Here is a 15,082-nt window from a genome sequence, read left to right as displayed (position 1 = left end):
GTCCATTAGCGCCGTCGCAAGGACCTTCAACGTTCACCCGGCCACCATCTATCTCTGTGTCGAGCCAAACAGTGCCTTATGACACTTTCCTGTTCCGCTCAGCCGCACGACCCATGAACAAGGTGACCGCGGATTTTATCGATCGGTTACCCCCTTCCATCCGGCTTGTAGCGACTTACTCCGTGGGTATCGACCATATCGATCTCAGGGCGCTGCAAGCTCGGAGAATAGCATTGGTGAACACGCCCGACGTGCTCACCGAAGCCACGGCGGACATAGCCTGGCTCCTCCTCCTCGGAGCGGCCAGGCGCGCAAGCGAAGCGGAGGCTTTGTTGCGGTCGGGGATGTGGACCGGTTGGGAACCGAACCAGCTCGTCGGTACGGATATTCACGGCTCGACCTTGGGTATTCTCGGTTTTGGCCGGATCGGCCGCGCGGTCGCTCGCCGAGCGGCAGGGTTTGGCATGAACATACTGACCTCGGTCCGTTCATCGTCCGCGGGTGATCCACCCCCTCCCGGGACGATCATTTGTTCATCGATGGAGGAAGTCCTGGCTGGCAGCGATTTTCTATCTTTGCATTTGCCATTGACCGAGGAGACGCAAAACTGGCTCAATGCAGAGCGCATAGCTTCGATGAAATCTGGTGCGATCGTGATCAACACGGCACGGGGAGGGTTGATCGATGAAACAGCCCTGATTGCGGCGTTGCAATCCGGCAAGCTCGGCGGCGCCGGGCTCGACGTTTTTGTCGGCGAGCCCGATATTCGCCGCGATCTTGTAGAGGCACCTAACACCTTCCTCCTGCCGCATCTCGGAAGTGCGACGAGACGCGCAAGGGAAGGTATGGGCTTAAGCTTGGCGCGCGATATCGCCGCTTTCTTTGCCGGCCGGCCGGTCGAAAATGGCGTAGGTGTCTCGAAATGAGCGCGCTCGTTGATCTCGAGGCGAGGCAAAGGGTACAGCTTGATGCTCTCCTGTCGACAGCATTGAACGCTGCCGGCGTCGAAGGCAAGCTTGAGCGCTTTCTCCCCTCAGTTCCTCTCGGTCGAACCGTCGTCATCGGAGGGGGCAAGGCCGCGGCAGCGATGGCGAATGAGCTTGCCAGACTTTGGCCGGCCCCGCTTTCCGGCGCCGTCGTTGTGCCTTACGGCCATCAATCGCCTTCCTATTCCGGTCCAATTCAGATTTTGGAGGCTGGTCACCCGGTTCCCGACGGGAACAGCGTGGTGGCTGCGGACCGCATGATGGAGTTGGTCAAAGATCTTTCTCACGATGATCTCGTCATCGCGCTGATGTCTGGCGGGGCTTCGGCGCTTCTTGTCGGCTTGCCCGAAGGCGTCAGCCTTGAAGATAAGCAAGGACTGAACAAGGCCTTGCTGAAAAGCGGGGCAACAATTTCCGAAATCAATGCGGTGCGCAAGCAGATTTCCACGGTGAAGGGCGGCCGACTGGCGCATGCGGTAGGTAAGGCGCGCCTGCTCACTCTTGCCGTCTCAGACATACCGGGAGACGACATTCGCAAGATCGGGTCTGGTCCGACGATTGCCAATGCGGCGGAAGCCGTTGCGGCGACACCGATTCTCGAGCGATATGGCATAGATGTTCCGGAATCCATCAACCGGCACCTGCGGAAGGGTTTGGATAATCCCTCACCTGACGATCGATCAAGACGGGCAGGTGATAGTGCGTTCCTGATCGTCAAGCCGGGCGATATTCTCATTGCAGCAGCCCGGTGCGCCGAAAGCGTCGGCTACAAGCCGATCATTCTGGGGGATGACCTGGAGGGGGAGGCGCGTGAATTGGGTTCCGCGCATGCAAAGCTGGCGCTCGAAACGCTTCGAGCGGGGCGTAGGGCATGCATTCTGTCCGGCGGAGAGACGAGCGTGACCGTCTCCGGCCGAGGCAGAGGAGGCAGGAACAGCGAATATCTTCTGGGCTTTGTGCTGGCGACAGCGGGGCAGGAAGGGATTGCGGCGCTGGCAGTCGATACCGATGGCCTGGATGGCGCCGGCGACAATGCGGGAGCTGTTGCGTTCGCGTCGACCTTGACGCGCGCTGCCGGGAAGAAACTGGATGCTGCGGCCTATTTGCGCCGCAACGATTCCTATAGCTTCTTCGCTGCGCTGGACGATCTCGTCGTAACAGGACCCACATGCACGAACGTCAACGATTTCCGGGCCATTCTCATCGATCCGGTGATTGATCGCTAAGCTTGGTCGGTAGTCTGGTTAAACCATCGTGCCTCTGATTCCATTGACTTTGTGCGGCCGCCAACGCTGCCGGTGTGTCCAGGTCAAAGTGAATACCGGGATCGTCAATATGGATGGGAACGACAGACGCGCGATATTTTTCGAGAAGTGAGCGTGCGCCAGTATCACCTGAGAGATTCAGCAGCGCGGGGAAAAAATCAGAACCCCATGTGATCGGATTCCCCCTTCGCCCATCGCTTATAGGAACCAAAATCGTCGATGGGGTCGCTTGCTGAGCCATCCTTTGCAAGAGGCTTGCCGGGACAAATGGCATGTCGCCCAGACAAATGATCGCAGCACGCGTATCTTGCGGCAGCGCGGAGATCCCAGCGATCAATGAATGGGCCATTCCCCGACGGGCGTCGGAAGCTCGGGTCTGGCATAGTTCGCGCTTCCCAAGGATATCCCTGAGTTCAGCGGCATCCGCGTCCGTTACGATATGAGGCGGCGGTAAACCCGCCTGTTCGATTGTATCGACGATATGCGCCAGCACTGGCCGTCCGCCCAGATTGGTCCGGAGCTTGTCGAAGCCCATCCGGCTCGAACGGCCGGCGGCCAGCACTATCGGTCGCACGCACATGTGCATTCGTCTTTAGTAATTGCCGGAGAGCACGTCATGCGCCCAGCGGTTGGATAGGTTCGTATAGGGGTGCGCTACCCTTTCCGATCATACTCCCGTCCCATTCCCGCACAGCCATCTCCAATCCTCCCCACCATTTCCGCGACTGGCGGTTCATGTGTTCAGATGGCGTTAGTGGATATTTGCACCATCGTCGATCATGCCGCCCGTCGGCTGGATGGTAAGGAGTGTTATCAAAGCAAAGATGACGCAGGCCAGGCCGAGAAGGGCAAAGTACCACCAGATACCATTGGCCAGTAAAGAGAAGTAAATTGCGGGTACGAAGAACGCGGCGGCAGAGCCGCTCTGGACGACAACACCGTTAGCCAGGCCAACAATAGCGGTGTTCTTGAGAACGCGTGGAATCATGATCATGACCACCGCCACCATCGTACCAGGCGTGGCGAAACCCCAGACCATCAAGCTCACAATCGTTAAGGTTACGCTCGATTGAGGCAGGAAAAGAGAGATGCTCGCCATACAGGCTAAGACGGATATGGTTGCGGCAACGAGCTTGAACGAGTGACCGCGGGAGAGAAGAAAGCCGGTCAATATCCCTCCGCAGATACTGGCGATATTCGAGATCGCTACGGCAGCAGATCCCATGGATACGGAAACACCAAGAGTCTTGGCCATGTATTGAGGCATGACGATATTGACGCCAAAACCAGCGATGGTGAGTATCGCGAATGCGGCCGCCAACCGGAGTACGCCCGATTCTCCGATCACCGCCCGCAAGGCGTCGTCGTTGCCAGCGGTTCCGCGGGACGTCTGTCCAGGCACCGGGAGCAAGCCGACGGAAAGGGCAAGGCCGGCTGCCGCCGCACCATGAATGACGAATGGCAGACGCCAGTGTTCGGTTGCGGAGAATGGAGCGGCAAGGAGCAGACCGGCGCTTATGCCTGCGGCGAAATAGGTCGACCAGAGCGCCATGGCCCCGGTTTGCCGTTTTCCCGATGTAGTCATGATGAGGAGCGAAGGAGCGGCAGCGGTGATCGCTACAAAGCCGATACCTTCGATCAGACGTGCCGCTTCGATCAGGCCCAAGCTGTCGCTTATGTAGCAAATGGCGTTTGCGATCACGATGAGCACACATGCGCCAGCGAGCATGGGCCGAGCACCGTACCTATCGACTGCTGACCCGCCCAGGGTTGAGCCGAGTGTGGGAGCAATGAACAGGAGACCGATAATCCAGCCGATCTCCTGCGGAGAAGAGCCGAGCGCCTTGCCCATATCCGCTGCGATCGGCGCCATCTTGCCGGCGGACGCTATGGCAAGCAGACCGTAACAATAGACAAGAAAGATTGAGCCCCAGCCTGCGCTTTCGGCTTTCGATGTCGTGACGGTCATAAGGTATCCCCCTCTATGCCCGCCCTCCGTCTGCGTGAACTCAACTGCGGAACCGCCGCAGCCTGGTTCAGACTGGTTGGCGGCTATCGATCTCCATGCCAATGAAGCGCATGCCCCCGTTTCGACGGTGACAGCATCCATGCTTTAATCATGCCAGTAGAGTCTGGCCGGGTTGTCCACGAGCAGGCGATGTTGCAACTCAGGCGTCGGTGCGATGCGGGGGATCATATCGACCAGCGCGCCATCGTCCGAAATTGCATCTTGCATGTTCGGGTGCGGCCAGTCGGTGCCCCACAGGACGCGATCCGGATAGTCTTCGACAAGGGGGCGCACGGCCTGTGCGAAAGCATCCCATGGCGGGCCGCTGCCATCGAGGCGGTCGGGACAGGTCACCTTGGTCCAGATATCGTCGCGGCTGTCGAGGAGTGCCCGGAAGACACGCATATCCGGTCCATCCGGTCCTTGCGTGACATCGGGCCGCCCCATATGGTCGACGACGATCAGCGTAGGGATGGCGTCGAGGAACGAACGGAGTTCTTCCAGGATATCCGCCTCGAAATAGACGACGACATGCCAGCCGAGGCCCTGGATGCGACGGGCGACCTCAAGGAATTTGTCCTTGGGCGCATCGTCGACCAACCGTTTCAGGAAGTTGAACCGCACGCCGCGAATGCCGCCTTGGTGCAGGTTTTCAAGTTCGGCATCGCTGATGGCTGGATCGACAACCGCTACCCCGCGCGCGCGTCCATCGGATTTTGCGATTGCATCCAGCGTCGCACTGTTGTCCGTGCCGTGGCAACTGGCCTGCACGATGACGTTGCGGGAGAAACCGAGCCTGTCGCGCAACGCGAACAACATGTCCGGCCCGGCATCTTCGGGAAGATATTTGGCCTTCGCGCTGAAGGGGAACTGCGCCATCGGTCCGAAGACATGGCAGTGCGCATCGACCGCGCCGGCGGGTGGTACAAACCGCGGGCGTGAGGGATCGGCGTGCCAGCTTACGATACGACTCATGCGAAAATCTCTCCATCCATAAGCTTGCGCGCGGTACGCAAGATGGCGGCGCTGGTGACCTGGCCGTCTGCATCCGTCTCCATGACGCAGCTCATCTCGCCGGTAGGATGCTCCACCGACAGGGTCTTGCGGGCACCGCCTGGGATTGACGCGACCTGCGCGGCGGGCGATCCCTCGATCAAGCAGGCGGTGGCGACGCTGACCGCGCCGAGAACACCGATCGAGGCATGTGCGCGGTGGGGGATGAAGCTGCGTACCGTGACGGCGCCTCCGTCGCGCGGTGGTGCAACCAGCATCATCTTGGGTACGGATTTCTCGCGCACGTCGCCGAGGTTCATTCGTTCGCCGACGGCAAGGCGGATCGCCTCGATCCGTGCCTTGAGATCGCTGGCGCCGTCCAGCTCGTCACGACTCTCGTAGCCGGCCGCACCGACGTCTTCGGCCTTCATCACGACGCAGGGCATGCCGTTGTCGATCAACGTGACCGGCACGCCGTTCACGATGTCACAGGCATTTCCGGTAGGCAGCAGCGCGCCGCAGGATGAGCCTGCCGTTTCGCGGAACTCTAGCGGGATCGGAGCCGCCGTGCCCGGTACGCCGTCGATCCTTGCCGCCCCGTCATAGCGCACGCGCCCTGACGGTGTTTCGATTGTCGCCACGGCAATCTGGCCGGTGTTCATCATGTAGATGGTGACACGCGTCTCGCTGTCCTGTGCCGGCACCAATCCGCGTTCGATCGCGAACGGACCGACGCCGGCCAGGATATTGCCGCAATTTTGTGCATCGGTAACGATAGGCTTGTCGACGAATACCTGAAGAAACAGATAGTCGACATCGATGCCGGGACGCTCGGATTTCGAGATCACGGCCACCTTGCTTGTCAAGGGATCCGACCCGCCCATCCCGTCGATCTGGCGGGGATCGGGCGATCCCATCGCGCGGAGCAGGAAGGCGTCGCGTGCCGCGATATCGGCAGGGAGGTCATCTTTGAGGAAATAGCCCCCTTTGGATGTGCCGCCACGCATCCACATGACGCGGGTGGGGTCAGACATATTTCAGGCCCATTTCGGCGAGGCGGCCACGCATATCGTAAATGTCGAGGCCGAGTTCCCCGGCAGCGAGCCGTTGACGCTTCGTTTCCTCATTGGCTTCGCGTGCCTGGGCCTTTGCCAACACGTCGGCGGCGCGTTCGCGCTCGACCACACAGACCCCATCGTCATCTGCAATGATCACGTCACCGGGACGGATCACGGCGTCTGCGCAAACGACGGGGACATTGACCGATCCCAGCGTCGCCTTCACCGTACCCTGTGCGAAGATGGCCTTCGACCAGACAGGAAAGCCCATGGCCGTCAGATCGCGCACGTCACGTACCCCCGCATCGATTACCAGCCCCCGGCAACCCCGTGCCATCGCCGAGGTGGCGAGAAGGTCTCCGAAATAGCCGTCTTCGCAAGGCGAGGTGGGGGCGAGCACGAGAATGTCGCCGGGCTGCAGCTGCTCGATGGCGACATGCACCATCCAGTTGTCCCCGGGAGGCGCGGAGATGGTGACCGCCGAGCCCGCGATACGGGCGCCTGCATAGATCGGGCGCATGCGGGAGGCGAGCAGCCCTGTGCGGCCTTGCGCTTCATGGACCGTCGCAACGCCGCAAGAGGCGAGGGCGTCGATTACCGGCGCTTCCGCTCGCTCGATAGATTGGACGACTAAACCCGACACAACGCTCTCCTTGGCAACGATAACTGGGAGAATGCGCGCCGTTCCGTCCTTGCAGCAAATCCGTTCTTTGCCCGATGAATAAGAATTTGCTAATCGTGCAGCATGGAACGGCTGGACGTGAATCTGCGGCATCTGCGCGCCTTTCTGGCGATCATGGAAAGTGGAAGCGTGACGGCAGCCGCGCGTGAGGTTCACCTTACCCAGCCTGCAGTGACGCAGGGAATCGCCAAGCTGGAGTTGCGGTTCGGGGTGCCGCTTTTCGAACGGCAGCCGCGCCGCATGATCCCCACGGATGAGGCACGAATCCTGGCGCCGCGCGCTACCGCGATCATTCGGCTTCTGGGGCAAACGCGCGCGACGGCGGCGCAGGTTTCCGCTTTTCTCGGCTTATCGCGAGCGGGAAGTTATGCAAATGCTGCGACGGCCATGGGTCTGAGCGAAGCATCGCTGCATCGGGCGGTGAGCGACCTTTCGCTCGCTTTGGGACAGGATCTTGTGAGGCGGCGCGGCAAGGGTGTTGTCCTGACGGCGCGCGGCTTGGCGATGGCGCGCAATTTCCGGCTCGCGCTTGCCGAGCTTCGATCGGCGGATATTGAGCTGGCCGCATTGCGAGGCCACGAAAGAGGGCGCATCACGATCGGAGCGATGCCGCTTTCGCGTGCGCGCCTGTTACCGAGCGCCGTCGCAGCGTTTCATCGCGCGAAGCCGGATATCGATATCGTCATCATGGAGGGCTCCTATGCCGAGCTGACGGGGCCGCTGCGTGACGGCGATATCGATATGATGGTCGGTGCGGCGAGGACAAATATATCGGCAGATATGGCACAGAGAGAACTTTTCGACGATCCGCTCATCATTCTTGCCGGCGCGCACCACCCGCTGGCGCAGGCCCGCCGGCCCCCGACGATTGCGGCGCTCGCGCGGTATCCATGGATCGTGGCCGCGGCTGGTACGCCGTTAAGGGCGCATTGGCAGTCGATGTTCGAGGAGGTCGGCGTTACGCCACCACGCGTGCCGATGGAATGCGGCTCAGTCATGATCGTCCGGCAAATTCTTGTCGAAAGCGATTTCCTCACTCTGCTGTCGCCCGATCAGGTCAGTGTGGAACTGGAGGCGGGGTGGCTCGTGAGAATTGCAGGCCCGGTGCGTCCGATGTCGCGCACCATCGGTTTGACCGTCCGATCGGATTGGCGGCCTACGCCGGCACAGGCTGCTCTGATCGAGGTTATCGAGGAACAGGCCGCAGTGCTGCGCGACGAACACACTTCGTAATTTCTAATGCATTAGGTGCCAATCCGATTGGCGGTGCGTGGACGGTTGCCGCTAATCTCGGCAAATGGATCAGATTGCTGTCGCTTTGATTGGTTTCGGAGAAGCGGGCCGCAGCTTTGCGGAAGCAGGGTCCTGGTCGACTTCGGCGCGTGTCTTCGACGTTTTGACCGATGATCCGGCCAGCGCCGACCGCAAGCGTCGTGAGTATCTGGCAGCTGGCGTTGCGGGAAGCGACACGCTTGCCGATGCGGTGAGCCGCTCGCCGCTGGTGCTTTCGCTGGTGACGGCAGATCAAGCCGTCGTGGCCGCGCGCGCCGCCGCCTCGCTGGTCGCTCCTGCTGCGATGTTCTGTGACATGAACAGCGTGGCGCCTGAAACCAAGCGCATCGCCGCACAAACGATTGAAGCTGCCGGCGGGTGGTATGTGGACGTGGCGGTCATGGCGCCGGTCAATCCCGCCAAGCTCTCCGTACCGCTGTTGCTGAGCGGCGTCAGAGGGAGCGACGCGGCGGCGGCACTGGAGCGGTTGGGTTTCACGAATATCCGGGTAGTGGGCGACAAGGTCGGTCAGGCCTCGGCGATCAAGATGATCCGTTCGGTGATGGTGAAAGGTATCGAAGCCCTCACCGCAGAATGCGTGCTCGCGGCGGAAAGGGCAGGGGTCACGGCTGAAGTGCTCGGCTCGCTCGGCCCCGAATGGGATGCCAAGGCGGACTATAATCTCGACCGGATGATGGTTCATGGCCTGCGCCGCGCCGCCGAGATGGAAGAAGTTGCGCTCACGCTCGAAGGGTTGGGGGCAGCAAGCGGGATGACTCGCGAGGCTGTCGCGCTGCATCGCCGTCTGGGTCGATTGGGGGTCACACCTCCGCCGGAAGGGCTTTCCGCGAAAATCGAGAAAATCACCGATCTGGAATCCAAACTAGTGGGGAGGGTTGACGCCGCATGAGTCTGATTATCGACTGCCATGGTCATTATACCGTGCTGCCCAAGGGGCACGATGCCTGGCGAGAGGAGCAGAAGGCGGCTTTCAAAGCGGGCGTGCCTGCGCCGGCCTATCCGGAGATTTCCGACGATGAAATCCGTGACACCATCGAATCCAACCAGCTTCGCCTGATCAAAGAGCGTGGCGCCGACCTCACGATCTTCTCTCCCCGGGCGTCTGCGATGGCCCCGCATGTCGGTGATGCCGGTGTCGCGAAGGAATGGGCGATCCGCTGCAACGACCTGATCTCGCGCGTGGTCGGCCTTTATCCGGAAACTTTCGTTGGCGTGTGCATGCTGCCGCAATCGCCCGCAGCCGACATGGTGAACAGCATCGCGGAACTGGAACGCTGCGTCGATATGGGATTTATCGGGTGCAATCTGAACCCCGACCCGGGCGGCGGCCATTTCCAGCATCCGCCGCTGACAGACCGTTACTGGTATCCCTTTTACGAGAAGATGGTGGAGCTGGACGTTCCGGCGATGATCCACGTGTCGGGCAGCTGCAATCCCGCGATGCATGCCACGGGCGGATACTACATCGCGGCCGACACGATCGCCTTCATGCAGTTGCTCGAGGGAGATCTGTTCAAGGATTTCCCCACCTTGCGCTTCATCATCCCGCATGGCGGCGGTGCCGTCCCCTATCATTGGGGGCGTTACCGGGGCCTGGCCGACATGCTGAAGAAGCCGGCCCTCGATGCGCATCTGATGAACAACATCTTCTTCGACACCTGCGTCTATCACCAGCCAGGCGTCGACCTGTTGGCCGATGTGATCGACAACAAGAATATCCTGTTCGGTTCGGAAATGGTCGGTGCGGTGCGCGGCATCGATCCTACCACCGGCCATTATTTCGACGATACCAAGCGTTATGTGGACGCGCTCGTGATCAGCGACGCGGAGCGTCATGCGATCTTCGAAGGGAACGCCCGCCGGGTTTTTCCGCGGCTCGATTCCCGATTGAAGGAGAGAGGGCTGTGAGCTTCGTTTCGAAAGCCTTCGTTTCGACTGCTTCCGGTGACAAATATGTCCAGCAGCTCATCAAGCATTGGAGCCACCGGTTCGAGACGTCCTATGCCGATGGAGAAGGCCTAGTCCCCTTTTCTGACGTGGCTTCAGCGAGCTTTACCAGCGATCCGGAGGGTATCCGTATCGTCCTGCGCACATCAGGCGCGGAAGAGGCTGAAACCCTGCGGGGGGTAATCGAGAGCCATCTCGACAGGTTCGCCTTTCGGGAAGCCCCTTTGTCTTATACCTGGGAGGATGGGCGGTGACTGGTCGAACAAGGGATATTCACGCCTATTTGGCCGAGTTCGACGATATCCCCGGCACGCGGGTCTATACGGCAAAACGTGCCCGGCAGGGCTATTGGATGAACCAGTTCGCGATGAGCCTGATGAAAGCCGAAAACCGTGAGCGCTGGAAAGCCGATGAGCGTGCCTATATCGATGAATGGCCGATGACCGAGGATCAGAAGCAGGCCGTTCTGGATCGGGACTATAATCGCTGCCTCGATCTCGGCGGCAATATCTATTTTCTGGCCAAGGTCTTCTCGACGGATGGGCTCAGCTTCCTACAGGCCGTCGGCACGATGACCGGCATGAGCCCCCAGGACTATCAGGCGATGATGATTGCCGGCGGCCGCTCGCCTGAAGGCGTCCGCTCGATTCGGGAGAAAAGGTGATGGCCCGCATTTCCGCCGGCGTCGCGACAAGCCATATTCCCGCGATCGGCGCCACGATCGACAACGGCAAGACGGGCGAGCCTTATTGGGCGCCGGTATTTGCCGGCTATGACTGGTCGAAGCAATGGATCGCCGAAGAAAAGCCCGACGTAGTCATCATTGTCTACAATGACCATGCGTCGGCTTTCGACATGCGGATAATCCCCACTTTCGCGATCGGCTGCGCCGATCGCTACGGTATTTGTGATGAAGGCTGGGGACCGCGGCCGGTGCCGGAGGTGATCGGGCATGCAGACCTTGCTTGGCACATTGCGCAAAGCCTGATCCTGGACGAGTTCGACATGACCATCATCAACGAGATGGACGTCGACCACGGCTTGACCGTTCCGCTCAGTCTCATGTTCGGTCAGCCCGAGGCCTGGCCGGTAAAGGTCATTCCGATTGCCGTGAATGTGGTCACATATCCGCCGCCATCGGGCAACCGGTGCTGGCAATTGGGCGAGGCGATCGCGCGGGCAGTGGCGAGCTTCCCCGAAGATCTCAACGTGCAGGTCTGGGGTACGGGTGGTATGAGCCACCAGTTGCAGGGGCCTCGAGCGGGCCTGATCAATGCGGAATGGGACAACCGCTTCCTCGATTTGATGAGCACAAATGACGGGGAGACGCTTCGTACCATTCCCCATATCGAATATCTGCGCGAGACGGGCTCCGAAGGCATCGAAATGGTGATGTGGCTCATCATGCGCGGGGCGCTGGGCCGCATGGTCAAGCCATTGCATCGGCACTATCACGTCCCGGCGTCCAATACCGCGGTCGGACATCTCATATTGAGGCCGGCTGAGAGTTCGTCATCGGAGGTCTAGTGGACTTCGAAGACCTCAAGGCCAGAGTGATCGAACTGCGTGAGACGCAACAATCGATCGCCTCGGTTGTCCAGGACCAACCGCCTGACTGGCGGAAGGAAGTGGTTCGTTTGAGGCTCGAATTGTCGCGCAAGCTGGGCTTTGTCAGCAATTCTACGAATGACTGGCAAGCGCACGCGAGTGCTTCGGCTGCCTGGTCGCGGTTTCGCAAAAACCTGTCGGTCTTGCGCGCCGCGCTGGCTGAGCATCAAGCTCGCTGGCCGGCGGTGGCGCTAGACGAGAGAGCGACTGATTTTCAGGCGTCTACTCGACGCATACGCAAGGCCTTTGATGACCTCGAGCAGGGGCTCGCTGAACTGCAACTGGCTGCTTCGCGAAGCAACCCAACATAAGGAAATGTCACATATGCGGATTGCACTGGCTGGTGCGGGCGCCTTTGGCGAGAAGCACCTGGATGGCCTCAAGAACATCGATGGCGTGACCGTCACTTCGCTGGTCGGCCGCGAGCTGGAGCCGACCCGGGCGATAGCCGAGAAATACGGTGTCGGCCACGTCACTACAGAACTCGATGAAACGCTTGCCCGCGACGACGTCGATGCGGTCATTCTATGCACGCCTACGCAGATGCACGCTAAGCAAGCTATTGCCTGCATGGAGGCAGGCAAGCATGTCGAGGTAGAGATTCCGCTGGCGGACAGCTGGGCAGACGCGCAAGCGGTCCTGGCCAAGCAGAAGGAAACGGGTCTGGTCTGCATGGTGGGCCACACCCGTCGGTTCAATCCGTCGCACCAATATGTGCACAACAAGATCCGGGCCGGAGAACTGAACGTCCAGCAGATGGACGTCCAGACCTATTTTTTTCGCCGCAAGAACATCAACGCGAAGGGTGAGCCGCGTAGCTGGACGGACCATCTGCTGTGGCATCATGCCGCGCATACGGTGGACCTTTTCGCCTATCAGGCCGGAAAGATCGTCGAGGCACATGCGCTGCAGGGGCCAATCCATGCGGAACTTGGGATCGCGATGGATATGTCGATCCAATTGAAGAGCGAAACCGGCGCTATCTGCACCCTTTCGCTGTCGTTCAATAATGACGGACCGCTCGGCACTTATTTCCGGTATATCTGCGATAACGGCACCTACATCGCGCGCTACGACGACCTGGTGAACGGCAAGGAGGAGCCGATCGACGTTTCCCAGGTGGATGTGTCGATGAACGGCATCGAGTTACAGGATCGTGAGTTCGTCGCGGCCATCCGCGAGGGTCGCGAGCCCAATTCCTCAGTCGCCGGCGTATTCGATTGCTATCGCGTGCTTGGCGAACTGGAAGCGCAGCTTGTCCGCTGATCCCTTCGCGCTACCACAGGCAGGAAGAGCATAGTATGACCGCGACCCTTCCAAAGCGCGCTTTAGGCCCGTTTTCCGTGTCAGCAATTGGTCTTGGCTGCATGAACCTTTCGCATGGGTATCAGCCGCGTCCCGAGGCTGAAGCAGCTGAACGGCTACTGTTACATGCGTTGGATAGAGGCGTCACGTTCTTCGATACGGCTGCTCTCTACGGGTTCGGAGCAAATGAGACGCTGATCGGGCGTGCCTTGGGACATCGCCGCAAGGATTTCGTCCTTGCCAGCAAATGCGCGCTTGGCGAGATCAATGGAAAACGCGGTCTCGACGGTTCGGCGGCGGCGATCACGCAGACATTGGATGAAGCATTGATACGATTGAGGACCGATGTCATCGACCTCTACTATCTTCACCGCCTCGATCCGAAGGTACCGATGGAAGAGTCGGTCGGCGCCCTGTCGCGGGCAGTGGAGGCAGGAAAAATTCGCACGATCGGTTTGTCGGAAGTATCGGCAGAAACGATCCGCGCGGTACATGCGATCCATCCGGTGACAGCTGTCCAGACCGAATATTCGCCCTGGACGCGCAATGTGGAACTTGCCGTACTCGATTGCTGCGAGGAGCTCGGGATTGGCTTTATCGCCTTCTCGCCTCTGGCTCGCGGCTTGTTGGCGGGAAGTGTGGGTACGGCAGGTTTCCAGCAAGGCGACCTGAGAGCCGCGATGCCGCGGTTCCAGGAACCTCATTTGACGCGGAACCTCGGGCTTTATGATCAGATGGCTGGGTTGGCCCGGGCTGCAGATTGCACTCCGGCGCAGCTCTGCCTCGCCTGGCTGCTTTCAAAGCGCGACTTCGTCGTTCCGATCCCCGGGACCACGAACATTGATCATCTCGATGAAATTCTGGATACCCTGTCGTTGACCATCTCCGAGGTCGTGTTTGACCAAGTGGACGCCCTTTTCGCTTTTGGCGCCGTTTCGGGACCTCGTTATTCAAAGGAAGCCCAATCGCAAATTGGTACCGAGATTTGGGAGGGTGAGCCGCTTGCCAGCTAGACTGTTCAGGTGAAACGGGTCGTTCGGGACCGGCGACGCAGGGTCGCGGCCGCAGTTCGCCGGCCGGCCGGTGCCCCGCCCGGTCCGAGGAAGGCTCAGCTTCGGCGCGTCGAAATTCTGGAAGCGGCGAGGCGATTGTTTGTTGAGCGAGGCTATGACGCGACGACGATGGATGACGTTTGCGTTGAAACTGGCCTCGCTAAGGGCACACTTTACCATTATTTTTCAAGTAAGACCGAATTGCGTGCGGCACTTCGGGACAACTTCTGCAACATGATATTGAACCGTGTCAAAAGCAGGATCAGTCTTTGCGAATCCGACGATTTTTTCACGCGGATCGATCTTCTGGTCGAGACGGCGGTGGAAAGTTATCTGGACACGCCCGAGTTGCGGGATGTGATCTTCTTCAGTGGGGATACGCCGCTCAGATCCGTGGCCGTGAACGACGGGCTTGTGGGCTATATCAGCGATCTGCTTTCACAAGGAACGCTGGAGGGCGCATGGTGTGTGGATGATCCCCACGCGCTATCAACGCTGATCTATTATAGCATCCATGCGATCGCAGACGATGCCTTGATGAGCGGTGCGCGACGCCCTCGAAGCGCGGTGCGTGTCTCGAAACTGGTCGCTATCACGCCGGACTAACGCTTCTCATCTGGTTTCGCGCAATCAAGATTCCGCGAGTATCGTCGGGCGTTTACATGCATCAGCTATCAGAATGGATGGCTTCTCATCAAATGAGAGTGTCCATACCGCGAAGGCATCCATCGGCCGGATTTGTTAGGGAATGCCAAACTGTGTCCGTCGTCAGAACATTTGGCACAACTCGCGGCGTAAATTAGCGGAGTGCGGGCCTCGTCCTGGGGTTGATATTAAGCGGCGATCTTGCGGTGGAGCAAGCGGCGATGTTCGATGGTCTTCCGT

At 59.9% G+C, this 15,082-nt stretch carries 17 protein-coding genes; 12 read left to right on the top strand and 5 right to left on the bottom strand.

Features of this window, described 5'->3' with window-relative positions; translation table 11 throughout:
• Positions 1-926, top strand: a 926-nt coding sequence (locus tag KAY22_RS15660) for a D-glycerate dehydrogenase (RefSeq protein WP_296624335.1), incomplete at its 5' end; no start/stop codon positions are given.
• The gene (locus KAY22_RS15655) at positions 923-2,212 is read left to right on the top strand and encodes a glycerate kinase (RefSeq protein WP_026002710.1); all 1,290 of its coding nucleotides are present in this window, start codon (positions 923-925) and stop codon (positions 2,210-2,212) included. The genes KAY22_RS15660 and KAY22_RS15655, both read left to right, overlap by 4 nt.
• Here KAY22_RS15655 and KAY22_RS15650 read toward each other — a convergent pair.
• The 5 genes from KAY22_RS15650 to ligK form a co-directional block, all read right to left on the bottom strand.
• Positions 2,187-2,831, bottom strand: a complete 645-nt coding sequence (locus tag KAY22_RS15650) for a nucleotidyltransferase family protein (RefSeq protein ID WP_165418735.1) — start codon at positions 2,829-2,831, stop codon at positions 2,187-2,189. The two genes, KAY22_RS15655 and KAY22_RS15650, sit on opposite strands and share 26 nt — an antisense overlap.
• Positions 2,832-3,002: 171 nt before the next feature.
• Positions 3,003-4,220 carry an MFS transporter gene (locus KAY22_RS15645; protein WP_017184813.1) on the bottom strand — a complete coding sequence of 406 codons (1,218 nt, stop codon included), beginning with the start codon at positions 4,218-4,220 and terminating at the stop codon, positions 3,003-3,005.
• A gap of 144 nt (positions 4,221-4,364) precedes the next feature.
• Positions 4,365-5,234: an amidohydrolase family protein gene (locus tag KAY22_RS15640; protein ID WP_026002709.1), complete on the bottom strand. Its 870-nt coding sequence runs from the start codon at positions 5,232-5,234 to the stop codon at positions 4,365-4,367.
• Entirely contained in the window at positions 5,231-6,286 is a 1,056-nt protein-coding gene (locus KAY22_RS15635) for a 4-oxalomesaconate tautomerase (RefSeq protein WP_026002708.1), read from the bottom strand. Before KAY22_RS15635 ends, KAY22_RS15640 begins: the two co-directional genes overlap by 4 nt.
• On the bottom strand, positions 6,279-6,953 hold the full coding sequence (gene ligK, locus KAY22_RS15630; protein ID WP_026002707.1) for a 4-carboxy-4-hydroxy-2-oxoadipate aldolase/oxaloacetate decarboxylase: 675 nt from the start codon (positions 6,951-6,953) through the stop codon (positions 6,279-6,281). The genes KAY22_RS15635 and ligK overlap by 8 nt, the downstream gene beginning before the upstream one ends.
• A gap of 102 nt (positions 6,954-7,055) precedes the next feature.
• Between ligK and KAY22_RS15625 the strand changes: the two genes are divergently transcribed.
• From KAY22_RS15625 to KAY22_RS15580, 10 genes are all read left to right on the top strand, one after another.
• Complete coding sequence (locus KAY22_RS15625; RefSeq protein ID WP_017184809.1) at positions 7,056-8,225, top strand: LysR substrate-binding domain-containing protein; 1,170 nt, start codon at positions 7,056-7,058, stop codon at positions 8,223-8,225.
• A 64-nt stretch (positions 8,226-8,289) separates the two neighbouring features.
• A complete protein-coding gene (locus KAY22_RS15620; RefSeq protein WP_017184808.1) occupies positions 8,290-9,174 on the top strand; it encodes an NAD(P)-dependent oxidoreductase in 885 nt (294 codons plus the stop codon).
• Positions 9,171-10,193, top strand: coding sequence for an amidohydrolase family protein (locus KAY22_RS15615; protein ID WP_017184807.1), 1,023 nt, complete (start codon positions 9,171-9,173; stop codon positions 10,191-10,193). The genes KAY22_RS15620 and KAY22_RS15615 overlap by 4 nt, the downstream gene beginning before the upstream one ends.
• Positions 10,190-10,486 (top strand): DUF2218 domain-containing protein, encoded by a 297-nt coding sequence (locus KAY22_RS15610; protein WP_017184806.1) that lies wholly within the window; start codon positions 10,190-10,192, stop codon positions 10,484-10,486. The genes KAY22_RS15615 and KAY22_RS15610 overlap by 4 nt, the downstream gene beginning before the upstream one ends.
• Positions 10,483-10,896 carry a protocatechuate 4,5-dioxygenase subunit alpha gene (ligA, locus tag KAY22_RS15605; RefSeq protein WP_026002706.1) on the top strand — a complete coding sequence of 138 codons (414 nt, stop codon included), beginning with the start codon at positions 10,483-10,485 and terminating at the stop codon, positions 10,894-10,896. Before KAY22_RS15610 ends, ligA begins: the two co-directional genes overlap by 4 nt.
• Positions 10,896-11,759, top strand: a complete 864-nt coding sequence (locus KAY22_RS15600; RefSeq protein ID WP_017184804.1) for a class III extradiol dioxygenase subunit beta — start codon at positions 10,896-10,898, stop codon at positions 11,757-11,759. Before ligA ends, KAY22_RS15600 begins: the two co-directional genes overlap by 1 nt.
• The gene (locus KAY22_RS15595) at positions 11,759-12,151 is read left to right on the top strand and encodes a hypothetical protein (protein ID WP_017184803.1); all 393 of its coding nucleotides are present in this window, start codon (positions 11,759-11,761) and stop codon (positions 12,149-12,151) included. The genes KAY22_RS15600 and KAY22_RS15595 overlap by 1 nt, the downstream gene beginning before the upstream one ends.
• Before the next feature lie 13 nt (positions 12,152-12,164).
• Positions 12,165-13,106 (top strand): Gfo/Idh/MocA family oxidoreductase, encoded by a 942-nt coding sequence (locus tag KAY22_RS15590; protein WP_017184802.1) that lies wholly within the window; start codon positions 12,165-12,167, stop codon positions 13,104-13,106.
• Positions 13,107-13,141: 35 nt separating this feature from the next.
• Complete coding sequence (locus KAY22_RS15585) at positions 13,142-14,158, top strand: aldo/keto reductase (protein ID WP_026002705.1); 1,017 nt, start codon at positions 13,142-13,144, stop codon at positions 14,156-14,158.
• Between the two features lie 9 nt (positions 14,159-14,167).
• A complete protein-coding gene (locus KAY22_RS15580) occupies positions 14,168-14,803 on the top strand; it encodes a TetR/AcrR family transcriptional regulator (protein WP_081095131.1) in 636 nt (211 codons plus the stop codon).
• Positions 14,804-15,082 lie beyond the last annotated feature (279 nt).

It is taken from the genome of Rhizorhabdus sp., assembly GCF_018006725.1.
Taxonomy (GTDB): Bacteria; Pseudomonadota; Alphaproteobacteria; order Sphingomonadales; family Sphingomonadaceae; genus Rhizorhabdus.
This window is presented reverse-complemented; position numbering and strand designations above follow the sequence as displayed.

What these genes read in the sequence shown, in the direction of transcription:
- KAY22_RS15615 (WP_017184807.1), top strand. Translation starts at nt 9,171, where the DNA reads ATGAGTCTGATTATCGACTGCCATGGTCATTATACCGTGCTGCCCAAG.
- KAY22_RS15590 (WP_017184802.1), top strand. Translation starts at nt 12,165, where the DNA reads ATGCGGATTGCACTGGCTGGTGCGGGCGCCTTTGGCGAGAAGCACCTG.
- KAY22_RS15620 (WP_017184808.1), top strand. Translation starts at nt 8,290, where the DNA reads ATGGATCAGATTGCTGTCGCTTTGATTGGTTTCGGAGAAGCGGGCCGC.
- KAY22_RS15650 (WP_165418735.1), bottom strand. Translation starts at nt 2,831, where the DNA reads ATGTGCGTGCGACCGATAGTGCTGGCCGCCGGCCGTTCGAGCCGGATG.
- KAY22_RS15635 (WP_026002708.1), bottom strand. Translation starts at nt 6,286, where the DNA reads ATGTCTGACCCCACCCGCGTCATGTGGATGCGTGGCGGCACATCCAAA.
- KAY22_RS15640 (WP_026002709.1), bottom strand. Translation starts at nt 5,234, where the DNA reads ATGAGTCGTATCGTAAGCTGGCACGCCGATCCCTCACGCCCGCGGTTT.
- KAY22_RS15600 (WP_017184804.1), top strand. Translation starts at nt 10,896, where the DNA reads ATGGCCCGCATTTCCGCCGGCGTCGCGACAAGCCATATTCCCGCGATC.
- KAY22_RS15625 (WP_017184809.1), top strand. Translation starts at nt 7,056, where the DNA reads ATGGAACGGCTGGACGTGAATCTGCGGCATCTGCGCGCCTTTCTGGCG.
- KAY22_RS15655 (WP_026002710.1), top strand. Translation starts at nt 923, where the DNA reads ATGAGCGCGCTCGTTGATCTCGAGGCGAGGCAAAGGGTACAGCTTGAT.
- KAY22_RS15585 (WP_026002705.1), top strand. Translation starts at nt 13,142, where the DNA reads ATGACCGCGACCCTTCCAAAGCGCGCTTTAGGCCCGTTTTCCGTGTCA.
- KAY22_RS15645 (WP_017184813.1), bottom strand. Translation starts at nt 4,220, where the DNA reads ATGACCGTCACGACATCGAAAGCCGAAAGCGCAGGCTGGGGCTCAATC.